Source organism: Celeribacter ethanolicus (assembly GCF_001550095.1).
Classification (GTDB): Bacteria; Pseudomonadota; Alphaproteobacteria; order Rhodobacterales; family Rhodobacteraceae; genus Celeribacter; species Celeribacter ethanolicus.
In genome coordinates, this window is the sequence record NZ_LRUC01000004.1 from 73,497 (window position 1) to 88,795 (window position 15,299).

Sequence of the window (15,299 nt, forward strand, 5' to 3'; positions counted from 1 at the left end):
GGGTTCAAGGCGGGATTATGACCGATTCGAGAACAATTTGGGCGGTTTTGGGCCGCCTGTTGCCCAATCGAGTAATTCGACAGTATGAACCACGGGCACATCCATCCCCGACCCGATCTGCATGATGCAGCCGATATTGCCCGCGGCCACCACATCTGGGGTCTTCGCCGACAAGGTCTTGATTTTGCGCGTCTTGAGATTTTGCGAAATTTCCGGCTGCAACAGGTTGTAGGTCCCTGCCGAGCCGCAACAGAGATGGCTGTCACGCGGCTCGACCACCTCAAACCCGACGCGCTTCAAAAGCGTCTTTGGATGGGTCTTGATCTGTTGCCCGTGTTGCAGAGAGCAGGCGGCGTGATAGGCGACTTTCAGGTCCTGTTTGCCTTCGGGCAGATCGAGCCCGATCAGCACTTCGGAGACATCCTTGGCCAAAGCCGCCACCTTCGCGGCCTCCTCCGCCAATTCAGTGGTCCGAAACATATGACCGTAATCCTTCACCGTCGTGCCACAGCCCGAAGTGTTGATCACGATGGCGTCCAACCCCTCGCCTTCGATCTCCCGCATCCACGCGCGGATGTTCTTCGCGGCCGATCCGTGTGCCTCGGCCTCCTTGCCCATGTGATGGGTCAGCGCGCCACAACAGCCCGCGCCTTTCGCAACGACAACCTCGCATCCAAGCCGGGTCAAAAGCCGGATGGTCGCGTCGTTGATATCGGTATCGAGCGCCTTTTGCGCGCAGCCAGTCATCAGAGCGATCCGCATCTTGCGCGCACCTTTCGCCGGAAACACTTGCGGCGCGTCATTGCGTGAGGCGGCCGGAATACGGGTCGGCGCCATCTCCAGCATGGCTTTCAAGCGCGGATCGGGCATCAGATGGCGCAGAGGCTTCGCGATCTTCGCCCCCAAAAGAGCGACCCGAAATCGCCCCGGATAGGGTAGGATTTTTGCCAGCGTCCAGCGCAGCACCCGATCCATCACAGGCCGTTTGTAGGTCTTCTCCACATGCGCGCGGGCATGGTCGATCAGATGCATGTAATGCACCCCCGACGGGCAGGTCGTCATACAGGCCAGACAGGACAGGCAGCGATCCAGATGTTTGACGATCTTCGCATCCGCAGGCCGGTCGTTTTCCAACATATCCTTGATCAGGTAAATCCGCCCGCGCGGGCTGTCCAACTCGTCGCCCAAGACCGCATAGGTCGGACAGGTCGCGGTACAAAACCCGCAATGTACACAGGCGCGCAGGATCTCGTTGGCGCGCTGAATGCCCGGATCGGCAAGCTGCTCTTCGGTGAAATGCGTCTGCATCAGCCCATCATCCCTTGGTTGAACTTGCCGTCCGGATCGAATTTATGGCGCAGCCCCGCACTGATCCGTGCCAATACTGCCGATTGCGGATGAAACACCCCGAGGCGCCGCTTGGTCTCATCGGATGCCCGGACCAATGTCGCATGACCAGTGGTCATCTTCGCCCGCAGATCCGTGCCCTCTTTCATCAAAAGCCAAAGCCGGTTGCCGCCCCAGTCGAACATCACATCCTCGGGCTGAACCGCCTCGATCAGCCCTGTGGCCTCCGAGGGCTTCACCGACACCCGCCAGACATCGCCACCTCTGTTATTAAACGCCTCGACATCACGGATACCGCACCAGATCGGCGTACAGGCCTCAGCGCCCCAGATCTCCTCAGCCGCACATCGCAGCCGCGCACGCATCCGCCCGACCCGATAACGCAGCGAGGTTTCGAACCCTTCGAGCCGCAGCATAACCTTACCCCCCAGCCAAGCCGCACCGGTCAAATCGAAGGGCTGCCCCAACATGTCCGACATGATCGCCACCGCCCCGGGCGCATCACATCCCGGAACTACCAGCGTCACCACCGTCTCCGGCAAGGGCTGTACCTTCAGGCTCACCTCGGTCAGCACCCCAAGCGTGCCATGGCTCCCCGCCATCAGTTTCACAAGATCGAGCCCGGTAACATTCTTCATCACCCGCCCGCCGTTTTTCACCACCTGCCCGCGCCCGTCCACGAACCTTACCCCAAGGCAAAAATCGCGACAGGCCCCGGACGCCACCCGCCGCGGCCCGGAGGCATTCGCGGCCACCACACCGCCGATAGTGCTGTCCCCTTGGCGCCCAAACAGTCCGCGCAGGTCCGGCACTTCGAACGCCAACCTTTGGTTTTCCGAGGCCAAAAGTGCGTCGATCTCATGCAAAGGTGTTCCTGCCTGCGCCACGAAGGTCAGAGTGCCGGGCTCATACAGCGTAACGCCGCTGAGGCCTCGCGTTATCAAACGCTCCCCTTCGGCCAATCCGATTCGTCGCGTTCCACCACCTTCGATGACACACGCCCCAGTGCTGCGGATGGCCGCACAAACCTCCGCCTCGCTCTGCGGCGCCAGCGTTTCCTTTGCTGTCAAAATACTCATGCCCGCGCCCTCCGCGTGGCACTCACGTCGAGCGGAAACACCTTCGCCGGGTTCAAAATCCATGTCGAATCAAACACATCCTTCACTGCCATCTGCGCTTCCAAATCGGCGGGCGCGAACTGATGCGTCATCAGCTCACGCTTCTCCACCCCCACGCCATGCTCCCCGGTCAGACAGCCCCCTGCATCGACGCAGAGCTTCAAAATCTCCGCGCCAAGCCGCTCGGCGCTTTCCAACTGACCCGGTTCGTTGGCGTTATAAAGAATTAACGGATGCATGTTTCCATCCCCCGCATGGAACACATTGCCGACCATATGGCCGTGCTCGGCGGCCAGATCGGCGATGCGGTTCAGCACAGAGGGCAGCTCGCCCACCGGGATCGTTCCATCGAGACAAATGTAGTCTCCCATCTGCCCCATCGCCCCAAAGGCCGATTTTCGCCCGAGCCAGATGCGCGTGCTTTCCTCCGCACTCTGGCTTTCGCGGATCGCCACCGGATTGTGCCGCTTGGCAATCGCGATGATCCGCGCCAGTTGATCCGCAATCTCCTGCTCCGAGCCCTCGACTTCGACAATCAGAAGCGCTTCGCAATCCGGGTAACCCGCGCCCGCGAACTCTTCTGTGGCACGAATGATTGGCCGATCCATGAACTCGATCGCCACCGGGATCAGACCCGAGCGGATAATGTCGGCGACACAGGCCCCCGCGACTTCGTTGCTGTCGAATCCAAAGAGCACAGGCCGCGCACCCTCGGGTTTTGGCAGGATGCGCAAAGTCGCTTCGGTGACCACGCCCAACTGCCCCTCGGAGCCGCAGATCAGCCCCAAAAGGTCCAGCCCCGGCGCATCCATCTCCGCGCCACCGATCTCGACCACCTCGCCATCGGCCATGACCATTGTGACGCCCAAAAGATTGTTCGTCGTCACCCCGTATTTCAGGCAATGCGCGCCGCCTGAATTCATCGCGATATTGCCCGCGATGGCGCAAGCGAGCTGGCTCGACGGGTCGGGGGCATAGAAAAACCCCTCGTCCTCGACCGCCGCCGTCACGGAGAGATTGGTCATGCCGGTCTGCACCCGGATGTAACGGTCGGCGGTGTTGATCTCCAAAACCTCGCGCAGGCGTGCCACGCCGAGGATCACCGCATCCGCCGTCGGGAGAGCACCGCCCGCAAGCGAAGTTCCTGCCCCACGCGGCACCACGGGCACGCCCATATCGTGGCAAATTTTCATGATTTCAGATACTTGCCCTGTCGTTTCCGGCAGGACCGCCAACAACGGCGGACAGCGATAGGCCGCAAGCGCATCGCATTCATAGGCCTTTAATTCTTCCGGCGCGTCAATCACCGCATCCTCAGGAAGCACGGCGCGCAACCGAGCGACCAGTTCCGGCTTTCTGACAAGGGTCCCCGGCTCGGGCTCTGGCATATCCATGTCTTTCCTCCCCTATTGGTAAAGTTTTAAAACCAATTTTTGGATGTGACAAGCATGCCGCTCTTGCGTAATGCTGCCCCCATGGAACTCATTGACCAGCTTCGACATTTCAGCGCGCTCGACGCCATCGCCGTGATCTATCTGGTCGGGGCCTGGGGGCTTTTGGGCTATGTCATCGAGAACCCGCCCAAATCGCGGATCTCGACCTCGGTGCTGGTCGCCGATTACCGGCGCGAGTGGATGGTCCATATGATCACCCGAAAGCCGCGAATCTTCGACGCCACCGTGCTCTCAACCCTCAGAGAAGGCACGAGTTTTCTCGCCTCCGCCTGCCTGATCGCCATCGGTGGCGGGCTGGCCGCAATCTCCAACGCCGAGCGCCTGAGCGGCGTGGCGCGTGATCTGGCGCTGGATGCGCCACAGATCATCTGGGAGGTCAAAATTCTTCTGGCGCTGTTTTTCATCACCAACGCCTTCCTGAGATTCATCTGGTCGAGCCGGTTGTTCGGCTATTGCGGTGTGGTCATGGCCTCCGTCAGCAACGATGAAAACGACCCCAAAGCCCTGCCCCGCGCACAGAAGGCGGGCGAATTGAACATCACCGCCGCGCGGGCGTTCAATTCGGGGATCAGAGGCATTTATTTCGGTTTAGGTGCCCTGTCCTGGCTCCTCGGCCCGGTCGGTTTACTGATTGGCAGCACTCTTGTGATCGCCATCATGCTGCGCCGCGAATTCGCCTCAAGCTCGCGCGCGATCCTGCTTCGGAAAGAACCGTAAGCCTCCCCCAATCCTGACATTGCTCCCGGCATTTTCAGCGTCGGCAAAGCGTCGGACTTTTGTCGGACTTTCGTCGGGCAGTTTCAGAGTGAGACGGCATCCCTCCGTGCCTCACCGAGAAAATCAGAGAAAGCCCATACGACCGAATTCAGAACGAATTGAAGAAAGTTATTCCACACCTTCAACATATAAAGCCAAATAGAATAGGCCTATCTCTCTCCTCAACGAAACGCCGCACGTCGCGGCTTTGATGAGGACACAGACATGATCGACCTTTCTTCCAACATCCTCGGCGTCGCCGGCGCCGGTTCCGTCACCGCCATCGCGCTTGCCGCCCTGCTGCTGCGCGTCTCTCTTGGTGGTCTCTTTATGGCCCACGCTTACCTGAAATACTTCATCTTCACGCCGAAAGGCGCCGCGGGCTTCTTTGCCTCCCTCGGCGTGCCGGGCTGGTTCGCCTACCTGACCATCGCCGCCGAAACGCTGGGCGGCATCGCCCTGATCCTCGGCTTCCAAACCAGCCTCGTCGCGCTTCTCCTGATCCCGACCCTTCTGGGTGCCGCGATCCTTGCCCACGGCAAAAACGGCTTCTGGTTCACCAACGAAAACGGCGGCTGGGAATATCCGGCCTTCTGGGCCGTGGCGCTTCTGGTGCAGGTCCTGCTCGGCGGTGGCGCTTTGGCCCTGACGGCCTGACCCCTCTGCAACGAAACACCCCCGACACGTCACTGTGCCGGGGGTGTTTGTGTTTCAAAAGCCTTCTCTCAAAGCGCGGACGCCTATCGCCGCCCTTCCCTGAGCCACGCCACCACCGACAGCCCCGCCAAAAGCAGCAGCCAGACCCAGCCCGGCAAGACCGGCATCAGCCGGGTCGATTGCGTCACATAGGCCTCGCGGGGCGTGATGCCCATCCAGCCGCGACCGGCTGCGACACGCCCCTCGGGAACGGTTCGGATCGTGGGCAGGCCATCGGAAAGCGCGAAAGTACCGCCCCCCGAGGCTTTGATCACCGGGGCGAGTTTGCCCCCCGTCGCAATGGTTTCTTCGAATTCGCGCGGCGCTGCGGGGCCAAGGACCATGACGGCGCTCTGGTCGCCTTCGCGGAGTCGGTACAGCCCCATCTCGCCCTCGGTCAGCTCGGCCACGAAACGGCCCGGCGCGATCTCTTCCATCGGGATCTCCACAACGGAGCCGTCCGGCGTCTCGACCGTCACCGACCGCGCGCCCTCGGTCAGACTGCGCCGGGTAATGATCAAAGTGTTCCCCTCGGCGGTGGCGGTCAGGGCCTCTTCTTCGAGATCCGGCTCTTTCATCATCCAATGCGCGAGACGGCGCAGCAATTCGAGCTGCGGCCCACCGCCCTCGACGCCACGGGTCCAGAGCCAGGCGTGATCGGAACCCAAGACGGCCACGCGCCCCTCGCCCACCCGGTCGAGCACCAGCAAAGGCCGCCCGTCGACGCCGGACATCACGGTTTCGCCGGTCTCGCCGGGGTCCAGTTCGACCTGACGGAACCAGCGGCCCCAAGTCGGATCGTCCCCTGTGCGCAGCCCGCCGAGACCTTCGGTCACCGGGTGACGCGCGCCGAGATCGGTGAGACGCGGCAGGAAGGGTTCCTCGATCACCCGGCCCGTCGGTGCGGTCGGGATGACACGGGCCAGAGGCGAGCGATAGAGGCTGTCGGCGGTGGCGAAATCGGGACCGGCGGCGAAGAGCACCGCGCCGCCGTCTTCGACATAGCGCGCGATATTGTCGAGATAGGAGGCGGGCAGGATGCCGCGCAGCTTGTATCGGTCGAAAATGATCAGGTCGAAATCGTCGACCTTCTCCATGAACAGCTCGCGGGTCGGGAAAGCGATCAGCGACAGCTCGGTCACAGGCACGCCGTCCTGTTTCGAGGGCGGGCGGAGAATGGTGAAGTGGACGAGATCGACGGAAGGGTCGGATTTCAACAGGTTGCGCCATGTGCGCTCGCCATTGTGCGGCTCGCCGGACACGAGAAGCACGCGCAGCCGGTCGCGCACGCCGTTGATCCGCACCATGGCGCTGTTGTTACGGGGGGTGATCTCGCCGGGGGCTTCGGGCAGGGTGAACTGGATGACGTTCATGCCGCCATGCGCCAGTTTGAGCGGCACGTCGAGCGGGCGACCGATGGGAACGGTGAAGCGTTCGGGCGCTTCGCCGTCGATGGAAATCATCAGATCGGTGAGATCGGGAAGACCTGCGGGGCGGTTGCCCTGATCCTCGACGCGGAGTTTGAGGGTGACCTCTTCGTCGAGAATGGCAAAAGACGGCGCGCTTTCGATCACAAGACGCCGGTCCCAATCTTCCGGCTCCCCGGTGAGCAAAAGATGCACCGGCGCGGGGAAATCCGGGGCGATGTCGACATCATGAAGCTGACCGTCCGAGAGCAGGAACGCCCCCGCAAGCCGCCCGCGCGGCTCGTCGGCCATGGCTTCCGTCAGAGCGGTCATCAAAAGCGTGCCGCGATTGTCGGGCGCATCGCCCAGCGTGATCACCCGCAACTCGGTATTGGGCAGCGCGGACAGGCGCGCTTCCAACGTTGCGCGGGCCTCGTCAAGTTGTCCGGGGCGGGTCGAAAGCATTTGCGAGGCACTTTCATCGACCACGAGGAAGACGATATCGGACAGCGGATCACGCTGTTCTTCGCGGAGCGACGGCCCACAGAGAAAGGCGAGAATGCCAAGGGTCGCCAAAGCGCGGAAGGCCCAGCCGGAGAGCCCCCGGAAGGCCGCAAAGGCGATCAGCAGGGCGGTGAAGGCGGCCAGACCGGCCAGCACCGGCCATGGAATGAGCGGGGAGAAGGCAAGATCGCGGATCATTGGCCCAACCTGTCGAGAAGTGCGGGGACATGGACCTGATCGGATTTGTAATTGCCGGTCAGCACATAGACCACGAGGTTGATGCCGAAACGATAGGCCATTTCGCGTTGCCGTTCGCCTGCGAAGCCACGGCCCACGGGCAGCATCGGAAAGCCGCTATCCTCCACCGCCCAGGCCGCCGCCCAATCGCCCCCGCCAATGATCACCGGAGTCACATTGTCATTGAGGTTGCGAAACGGCATGCCTTCGGCCTGTTCGGAGTCTGGCGAGGCTTCGACCCAAAGCGTGCCTTCGGCATGACGGCCCGGAAAATCGCGCAACAGGTAGAAGGCGCGGGTCAGAACGTGATCCTCGGGGATCTGCTCGAGCGGCGGGATGTCGAGCGGGGAGGCCAGCGCCTGAAGCCGGGTGCCGGTGGGAGTCGCGGCCCCGAAAGCGGCGACATCGGCGTCGCGCGTGTCGAACACGATCACGCCGCCAGTGCGCAGATAGGCGTTGAGCTTGGTATAGGCGGCGGCGGAGGGCATGGGCTGCGTCGTGGTCACGGGCCAATAGAGCAGCGGGAAGAAGCCGAGCGGATCGGTTTCGAGATCAATGCCCATGGGCGCCGCGGGCTCGACGGAGGTGCGCGCGGTGAGCATGTTGGAGAGGCCCTGAAGCCCCGCTTCGGAGGTGCGGTCGAGCGCGGCATCGCCGGTTTTGACATAGGCGAGCGTCAACTCGGAGGAGGCCAGAAGCGCGAAATCGTCGGGGCTTTGGGCGCGCAGATCTTGCGGCGAGAGCGCCAGCGCGAGAAGCAGGATCGGCACGGCGCGCGCGCCGAAAAGCCGCCCGGAAAGCCAGAGCGAGGCCAAAAGATCGGCGGCCAAAAGCGCCAGAGCGGCGAGCAAAAGCGCGGGCGAGAGCGGGCGTTCACGCGCTGCCGTCACACCGGAGAGCGGCACGTCGGAGGGCCAGCTTGCGGCGGTCAGGGTGTCGCCTTCCGCCATCACATTGAGCGCCCGAAGCGCATCGCGGCCCTGATAGAGCCCCGGCGGCGTCGCGCGGGAGGCATGGGCTTCGGCGAACGCCTCGCCTGCGACCGGCGGCACCGTCCCGGCATCCGTGAGCGTGCCGAACCCGTCCATGAGCTGCTGCGGCTGAAGGCTTTGGCCGGAGAGGTCATCGGCCTCCAGAAACGCCGCCTGAGACGTCACGGAAAGCCGGTCCAGCATCGACACAAAAAGCCCCGACAAAGGCAGCGTCGACCATTCGGCATTGGCCGTGACGTGGAACAACACGACCTGCCCCTGCCCCAGCGCCTTGCGTGTCACCAGAGGCGTGCCATCTTCGAGCGTCGCGATGGTGCGGGCGGCCAGTTCGGGATCGGGCTGGGCCATGACCTGCGCATTCACCTCGACATCCTCGGGAACCGGCAGGCCGTAAAACGGCGAGGTCTCGGCAAAGGGGCGCAGGCGTTTCGGCTCGCCCCAGCTCATCGCACCGCCAAGCGTGCGCCCGCCTGCGCGCAGTCTCACTGGCATCAGCGGGTCTTCCGCGTCGCGCGCCACATCGGAGGCGGCGAGTTGCGGCCCGGCGAAGCGCAGGAGCAGCCCGCCTTTGCTCAGCCAGTCCAGAAGATCGGCGCTCTCCCCGCCCGAAAGCTGCGCCACATCGGCCAGAACGATCACATCCGGGTTGGCCATGATCAGGTCTTCCAGAGCACCCTCGATCACATCGGCTTTGCCGAACAGGGCGGCGCGCAGGTAATGCAGTTGCGACAAAAGTTGCAGCCCCTCGCCGCCTTCACGCACGGACACGATCCCGACCTCGCGGCGTTTGAGACTGTCGTCGGTGAGACGTTTGGCCCCGGCGCTGCGCTCGCCTTCGATCTCGAAACGACTGACACGGGCGCGCAATTCGGGAGGCAGATCGAAGATCACCTCTGCCCGCGCGCCATCGAACGTGACCTCTTGCCGTGCCAGCTCGCGCGCCACCCCGGCAGGATCGGTGCCATGGGCGACAACGGTCACGTCGCGCGGCCCCTCGCCTGCGCGCAAAACCGGGAGCGTGACCCCAGTGTCCGTAAGCGACAAAGCCCCAAGCGCCAGACGATCTCGCCCGGTTTCGAACACCGTGACGGGGCCATGAGATTGCAACAGAGACAACACGCGATCGCGCCCGTCGCGCGCCAGACCGTCGGAGAGCCAGAGCGTTTCGACCCCATCGGGGAGCGTGGTCAATGCGCCACTCAAAGCATCCATATCGGGCGCGAAACCGGCGGGTTTGATCCCCGCGAGACGCGGACGCCAGTCTGCGGCGGAGAGAAAGGCGCAGCCTTCGGCGGGCAGATCACTGGCGGGCAGAATGCAGAGGGTTCGCCCGTCGGCCTCCGCCTCATCGAGCGCCTGACCGAGGCGCCCCATACGCAGGGTCCAATCCGGCGCGGAGGCCCAGCTTGCATCCATCAGAACCAGAAGCGGCCCGGAGCCGCCGCGTTCCACACGCGGGTTCAGAACAGGACCGGCGAAGGCAATAATGAGCGCGGCAACCGCCAGCATGCGCAGGAGCAGAAGCCACCAGGGCGTGCGGTCGGCTTCGACCTCGTCGTCCTTCAGACCCAAAAGAAGCGCCACACCGGGAAAGCGGCGTTTGACCGGCGCGGGCGGCACGGCGCGCAGCAAAATCCAGAGGATCGGCAAAAGAGCGAGCGCGAGGAGCACCCAAGGCGCGGTGAAACCAACAGGGCCGAGAATCCACATCAGCGCGGGCCCTCCAAGGCCTCGTAAAGCCACAGAAGTGCGGGCAAATCGGCTCCGTTCGTATGGTGCGTGGCAAACCGCCAACCGGCATGATGGGCGATGCGGCTCAGGTGATCTTTGCGCTCGGCAAGGCGCTCCAGATAGCGGTCGCGCAGATCGCCCGCGCGCAGGGTCTCATGGCGCACGGTCCCGCTCATGGAGGTAAAGACCGTGCGGCCCTGATAAGGAAACGCCTCTTCGGCGGGGTCGAGAATTTGATAGAGCACGCCGGAAATGCCCCGGTCGGAGGCCATGCCGACGGCGTCTTCAATCGCCTCGATGGGGCCGAGGAAATCCGACAGGAACAGAGCGCGGGCATGGGGCAGGAAGAGGCGCGCATCGGGCGCGCCGTAATCCGCTTCGCCCTGTTGTGAGAGGCCTTCGGCGATACGCCGGAGTTGCAGTGTCCCGATGCGGGGCGGCGTGCCGAGAGAGGCGAGTGACACACGTTCGCCGCCTTTCATCAGAAGGATCGACAAAGCCATGGCAAGCAAAGCCGCACGGTCGGATTTCGGTGGGATCGACTTGCCGGAGGTGAAACTCATCGAGGCCGAAAGATCGACCCAGAGATGCACCGACTGCGCCGCCTGCCATTCCTTTTCGCGCACATAATGCCCGTCGGAGCGGCCAGAACGCCGCCAGTCGATGGCACGGCCCGGATCGCCCGCCTGCGCCGGGCGGTATTGCCAGAATTCGTCACCCATGCCGGATTGCCGACGCCCGTGCCCGCCGATCAGCATTGCGCGGGCAAGCTGTTCGGCCCGGGCCTGCAAGGGCGGCAAGGGGGCGGCGAGCGTCTCTGCGCGGGCGCGCAGGGCGGCGGGGGCGGGGTTTTCACTCACGCGGCGGACCGCGCGTCCATGGCGGAGCCGGCCACAGAGGCGATAATCGCGCCCAGATCGTCGCCACGCGCGCGGGCCGCAAAAGTCAGGGCCATGCGGTGAATGAGCACCGGGCGCGCCATGGCCAGGACGTCTTCCGTGCTGGGGGCCAAACGACCGTCGAGCAAAGCACGCGCGCGGGTGGTGAGCATCAGCGCCTGCGCCGCGCGCGGCCCCGGCCCCCAGGCGACGGAGGCGTTCACCGCATCCGTCGCCTCCGGCTCGTTCGGACGGCAGGCGCGCACCAGATCGAGGATCATTTCAACGACCTGTTCGCCCACCGGCATTTTGCGCAACAGGGTCTGTGCGCGGATCAGCTCGGCGGCGGTGAAGACCGGATGCGCTTCGCCCTCATCCGCACCAGTGGTGGCAATCAGGATGTCACGCTCGGTCGCGCGGTCGGGATATTCGACATCGACCTGAACGAGGAAACGGTCGAGCTGAGCCTCGGGGAGCGGATAGGTGCCCTCCTGTTCCAAAGGATTTTGCGTGGCAAGGACGTGAAACGGCGCTTCGAGATCGTGCGGCTGCCCGGCGATGGTGACGGATTTCTCCTGCATCGCCTGCAACAGCGCGGATTGGGTGCGGGGGCTGGCGCGGTTGATTTCGTCGGCCAAGAGGAGTTGACAGAACACCGGCCCTTCGATGAAGCGGAACGCACGCGAACCGTCGGGGGCGGTTTCCAACACCTCGGAGCCCAGAATATCGGCGGGCATCAGGTCGGGGGTGAACTGCACCCGTGCGCCCTTGAGCCCCATGACCGTCGAGAGCGTATCGACAAGGCGGGTTTTGCCCAGCCCCGGAAGCCCCAAAAGCAAAGCGTGGCCGCCGCAGAGCATGGAGGACAACACCAGATCGACCACAGTCTCCTGACCGATGAAACGACGGGTGATCGACGCCTTCGCCTCGGCAAGCTTCGCGCCCAGCGCGTCGATCTCTGCCGCCAGCTCCGCACCGGTCATATCGGTTTCGGTCATGTCGGTTTTTGTCACGGCTTCACCTCCGATGTCATTCCGTGACACTATTAAGGACAGCTACGTCCGAAAGTACAAATGACAAAAGGGTTAAAAGGGGGATTTTCCAATGAGTGTTTCCGCAGAGAGCATTGCCGCGGCGATCAAGTCGGCGGAAGGCCGCGGATTGCCGCCGGTCGAACGCTGGAATCCGCCGTTCTGTGGCGATCTCGATATGCGGATCGCCCGCGACGGGACGTGGCATTATCTCGGCAGCCCGATCGGACGCGCGCCTTTGGTGCGGCTGTTCTCCACCGTCCTGAAACGCGAAGGAGACCGCTATTTCCTTGTGACGCCAGTGGAAAAGGTGGGAATCACCGTCGATGACGCGCCGTTTCTGGCCGTCGATTTCGACGCAGAGGGCGAGGGCGAGGCGCAAAGCCTGACTTTTCTGACCTCGGTCGGCGACCGGGTCACGGCGGATGCGGAGCACCCGATCCGGGTCGCGACCCGCGACGGTGAACCCGCGCCTTACGTGGAGGTGCGTGCGGGGCTTGAGGCGCTGATCGACCGCAAGAGCTTTTTCCGACTCGTTGACCATGCTGTCACGCGGGAGATTGACGGCGAGGCGGTTTTTGGCGTCTGGTCGAAAAACACGTTTTTCGAAATCGCGAAAGCCTGCGACCTGACCTGAACCCTCACCTGAACCCCGCCTGACCCGATGCCCAAATTCGCCGCCAACCTGTCTTTCCTGTTCAAGGAATACCCTTTCCTCGAACGCTTCGCCGAGGCGAAGGCAGCAGGTTTCAAGGCGGTCGAAGTTCTGTTTCCCTATGACGAACCGGCCTCGGAAATTGCCTGGCGGATGCAGGATCTCGACCTCGAAATGGTGCTGATCAATGTGCCGCCGCCAAATTACACCGGGGGCGAGCGCGGCTTTGCCGCCGTGCCGGGATTGGAAGAACGGTTCCGGCGCGATTTCAAACGCGCGCTCAGATATGCCGAGTTCCTCAAGGCCGGGCATATGCATATCATGGCGGGCAAGGCCAAGGGTGTGGTGGCGCTTGAGACCTACAAGCGCAATCTGGCTTGGGCGGCGCAGGAAGCGCCGAACATGAGCCTCACCATCGAACCGATCAACCCGCATGACATGCCGGGCTATTTTCTCGACGATTTCGATCTGGCGATCGAGGTGCTCGATGCGGTGGCGGAGCTGAACCTCGGGCTCCAGTTCGACGCCTATCACGCCCAGATCATCACCGGCGATGCCATAGCCGCCTGGGAGCGTTACGCGCCCTATGTCCGGCACATCCAGATCGCGGGCGCACCGGAGCGGCACGAACCGGTGAAAGGCCTGATCGACTACCCGGCGTTTTTCAAGGCGGTGGACGAGAGCGGCTATTCCGGCTGGATCTCCGCCGAATACATGCCGAAGACACGCACCGAAGACGGGCTCGAGTGGTTCCGGCAGGCGCAATCGGCGTGACGGATCAGCTCAGCGGCTGAACCCCCGGCGCCTCTCCGGCACAGCCCGCCCCGGGCGCTTCGACTTCGAGCGTGGAATGAGCGATGCCGAAACGGTCGCGCAGAACCCGCTTGAGCGCCCCAAGCACTTCGGCCGGATCGCCTGCGGTCACCACATGCGCCTCGACGGAGGTGCGGTGTTCGTCGATCTGCCAGAGATGCACATGGTGCACATCCTCGACCGCCTCGACCTCGGCCATGGCGCGCGCCACGTCCCCCGCCCTGTGCCCTTCCGGCGCGCCGAGCATCAGGATTCGGATCACCGGGCGGATTTCGACGAAGGCGTGCATGAGGATATAGACCGCGATCAGGATGGTCAGGATCGGGTCGATCAACCGCCAGTCCCACAACAGGATCACCACGCCACCGACGATCACCGCCACCGAGGTCCCGGCATCGGCGAGGTTGTGCAGGAAGGCGGCGCGGATGTTCAGACTGTCCTTCGACATGGCCCAGGTGAGCGCCGCCGTCACCAGATCGACGACAAGCGCAATCCCCGCGATGATCACAACGGTCCAGCCCGCCACCTCCGGCGGGTTGAACAGGCGCGAAACCCCTTCGGCGAAGAGATAGACCGAGATCACCACCAATGTGGTGTAATTGACCATCGCTGCCACGACCTCCGCCCGCCCGTATCCAAAGGTCATCGCACCGTCGCGGGGCCGCCGTGCGATCTTGCGCGCGCCAAAGGCGATGACGAGGGAAATCGCATCCGAGAGGTTGTGGATCGCATCGGCGATCAGGGCCATGGAGCCGGAGATCACCCCGCCGACGATCTGCGCAACGGTCAGCAACAGATTGACGGCAATCGCCCCCGCAACGCGCGCGTCGCCCGCATCCGGGGCGATGTGGTGGTGATGGTGATGTGTGTGAGCATGATGATCATGAGCCATGGACCTATCCATGCTCCAATACACGGGAAATACCAGAGGAAATTGCGCCACAGCCGCGGGCGGAACTCGCACCCGATGTGTCCCGGACAGGCCTGACGTGGCTTTATTCCCAAACCGTCGCGCAAGACATCTCACTTATGTGTGAATACGCACATTGCTACAATTTTCACATCAATATAAAAATTTTGGCGATTTCCAGTCAAAATCCCGAAAATGTGATCAGCTTTTTCGCACATCATTAAGTCATATTTTGAATATTAGTTCGTATTTACACAAGAACAACAAAACCCTAAATTCATTTTCATCGAACGGCGCAAAAATACACAGACCGCGCCGGACACCATTAAAGACACAGATACACAAAGGACCAAAACAATGACCTTCTCTCTGAAAACTCTCTCCGCCGCCGCCATCGTTGCCGTTGCAGGTTCCGCCGCTTTCGCTGGCCCGAACTACATCATCCCCGGCGACCAGAGCGATCTGAAAACCGTGGCTTCCGTGGACCTCGTGCGCGCCGATGAAAACGCCACGCTGCAAGTCTACAACTTCCACGGCGGCGAACGCGGCGCCCTGCTCGGTGCCGCCGATGTGAACGCTGGCGCAAACACCAACGTCAAAGTGCGTCTGACCGCCGCTCCGACCTCCGACGTGGAATTCGTTCTGGTTGGCAGCAACGGCACGCCGCTCGCAATCAAAACCGCCGACACCTACCAATAAGCGGTCGGCAAACCTCCGGGGGGCGCCTGCGCCCTTCCCCACGACACACACGAAAACGCCGCCGGGTTTCCC

13 protein-coding genes are annotated in these 15,299 nt (G+C 63.0%); 5 read left to right on the forward strand and 8 right to left on the reverse strand.

The annotated features are described in order from the left end of the window. Positions 1-15: 15 nt before the first annotated feature. Genes glcF through NH195_RS01435 form a run of 3 tightly spaced genes read right to left on the reverse strand, consistent with a single transcriptional unit; the run spans position 16 to position 3,859 of the window. On the reverse strand, positions 16-1,308 hold the full coding sequence (gene glcF / locus NH195_RS01425) for a glycolate oxidase subunit GlcF (RefSeq protein ID WP_066701936.1): 1,293 nt from the start codon (positions 1,306-1,308) through the stop codon (positions 16-18). Further along, the gene (locus NH195_RS01430) at positions 1,308-2,399 is read right to left on the reverse strand and encodes an FAD-binding protein (RefSeq protein WP_066702194.1); all 1,092 of its coding nucleotides are present in this window, start codon (positions 2,397-2,399) and stop codon (positions 1,308-1,310) included. The genes glcF and NH195_RS01430 overlap by 1 nt, the downstream gene beginning before the upstream one ends. A gap of 23 nt (positions 2,400-2,422) precedes the next feature. Further along, positions 2,423-3,859, reverse strand: a complete 1,437-nt coding sequence (locus NH195_RS01435; protein ID WP_066701938.1) for an FAD-linked oxidase C-terminal domain-containing protein — start codon at positions 3,857-3,859, stop codon at positions 2,423-2,425. Between the two features lie 81 nt (positions 3,860-3,940). Between NH195_RS01435 and NH195_RS01440 the strand changes: the two genes are divergently transcribed. Both NH195_RS01440 and NH195_RS01445 read left to right on the forward strand, forming a co-directional pair. After that, positions 3,941-4,636 (forward strand): DUF599 domain-containing protein, encoded by a 696-nt coding sequence (locus NH195_RS01440; RefSeq protein WP_066701940.1) that lies wholly within the window; start codon positions 3,941-3,943, stop codon positions 4,634-4,636. A gap of 264 nt (positions 4,637-4,900) precedes the next feature. Next, positions 4,901-5,332: a DoxX family protein gene (locus NH195_RS01445; protein ID WP_066701948.1), complete on the forward strand. Its 432-nt coding sequence runs from the start codon at positions 4,901-4,903 to the stop codon at positions 5,330-5,332. Positions 5,333-5,415: 83 nt separating this feature from the next. On the opposite strand, the gene NH195_RS01450 is transcribed toward NH195_RS01445, so the two are convergent. The 4 genes from NH195_RS01450 to NH195_RS01465 are packed head-to-tail and all read right to left on the reverse strand — an operon-like array spanning position 5,416 to position 12,117. Further along, positions 5,416-7,479, reverse strand: coding sequence for a hypothetical protein (locus NH195_RS01450; RefSeq protein WP_066701950.1), 2,064 nt, complete (start codon positions 7,477-7,479; stop codon positions 5,416-5,418). Beyond that, the gene (locus NH195_RS01455; RefSeq protein ID WP_066701952.1) at positions 7,476-10,220 is read right to left on the reverse strand and encodes a DUF4159 domain-containing protein; all 2,745 of its coding nucleotides are present in this window, start codon (positions 10,218-10,220) and stop codon (positions 7,476-7,478) included. The genes NH195_RS01450 and NH195_RS01455 overlap by 4 nt, the downstream gene beginning before the upstream one ends. Continuing rightward, the gene (locus tag NH195_RS01460; protein ID WP_066701955.1) at positions 10,220-11,101 is read right to left on the reverse strand and encodes a DUF58 domain-containing protein; all 882 of its coding nucleotides are present in this window, start codon (positions 11,099-11,101) and stop codon (positions 10,220-10,222) included. The genes NH195_RS01455 and NH195_RS01460 overlap by 1 nt, the downstream gene beginning before the upstream one ends. Next, positions 11,098-12,117: an AAA family ATPase gene (locus NH195_RS01465; RefSeq protein WP_066701958.1), complete on the reverse strand. Its 1,020-nt coding sequence runs from the start codon at positions 12,115-12,117 to the stop codon at positions 11,098-11,100. The genes NH195_RS01460 and NH195_RS01465 overlap by 4 nt, the downstream gene beginning before the upstream one ends. Before the next feature lie 106 nt (positions 12,118-12,223). Here NH195_RS01465 and NH195_RS01470 point away from each other — a divergent pair, with 106 nt between their 5' ends. Together NH195_RS01470 and NH195_RS01475 are read left to right on the forward strand one after the other, a co-directional pair. Then, positions 12,224-12,787: a DUF1285 domain-containing protein gene (locus NH195_RS01470; protein WP_066701961.1), complete on the forward strand. Its 564-nt coding sequence runs from the start codon at positions 12,224-12,226 to the stop codon at positions 12,785-12,787. 27 nt (positions 12,788-12,814) lie between these two features. Beyond that, positions 12,815-13,579: a hydroxypyruvate isomerase family protein gene (locus NH195_RS01475; protein WP_066701964.1), complete on the forward strand. Its 765-nt coding sequence runs from the start codon at positions 12,815-12,817 to the stop codon at positions 13,577-13,579. A gap of 4 nt (positions 13,580-13,583) precedes the next feature. Here NH195_RS01475 and NH195_RS01480 read toward each other — a convergent pair whose 3' ends face one another. Next, entirely contained in the window at positions 13,584-14,510 is a 927-nt protein-coding gene (locus NH195_RS01480) for a cation diffusion facilitator family transporter (protein ID WP_066701967.1), read from the reverse strand. A gap of 375 nt (positions 14,511-14,885) precedes the next feature. On the opposite strand from NH195_RS01480, the gene NH195_RS01485 reads away from it, so the two are divergent. Further along, the gene (locus NH195_RS01485; RefSeq protein ID WP_066701970.1) at positions 14,886-15,227 is read left to right on the forward strand and encodes a hypothetical protein; all 342 of its coding nucleotides are present in this window, start codon (positions 14,886-14,888) and stop codon (positions 15,225-15,227) included. Positions 15,228-15,299 lie beyond the last annotated feature (72 nt).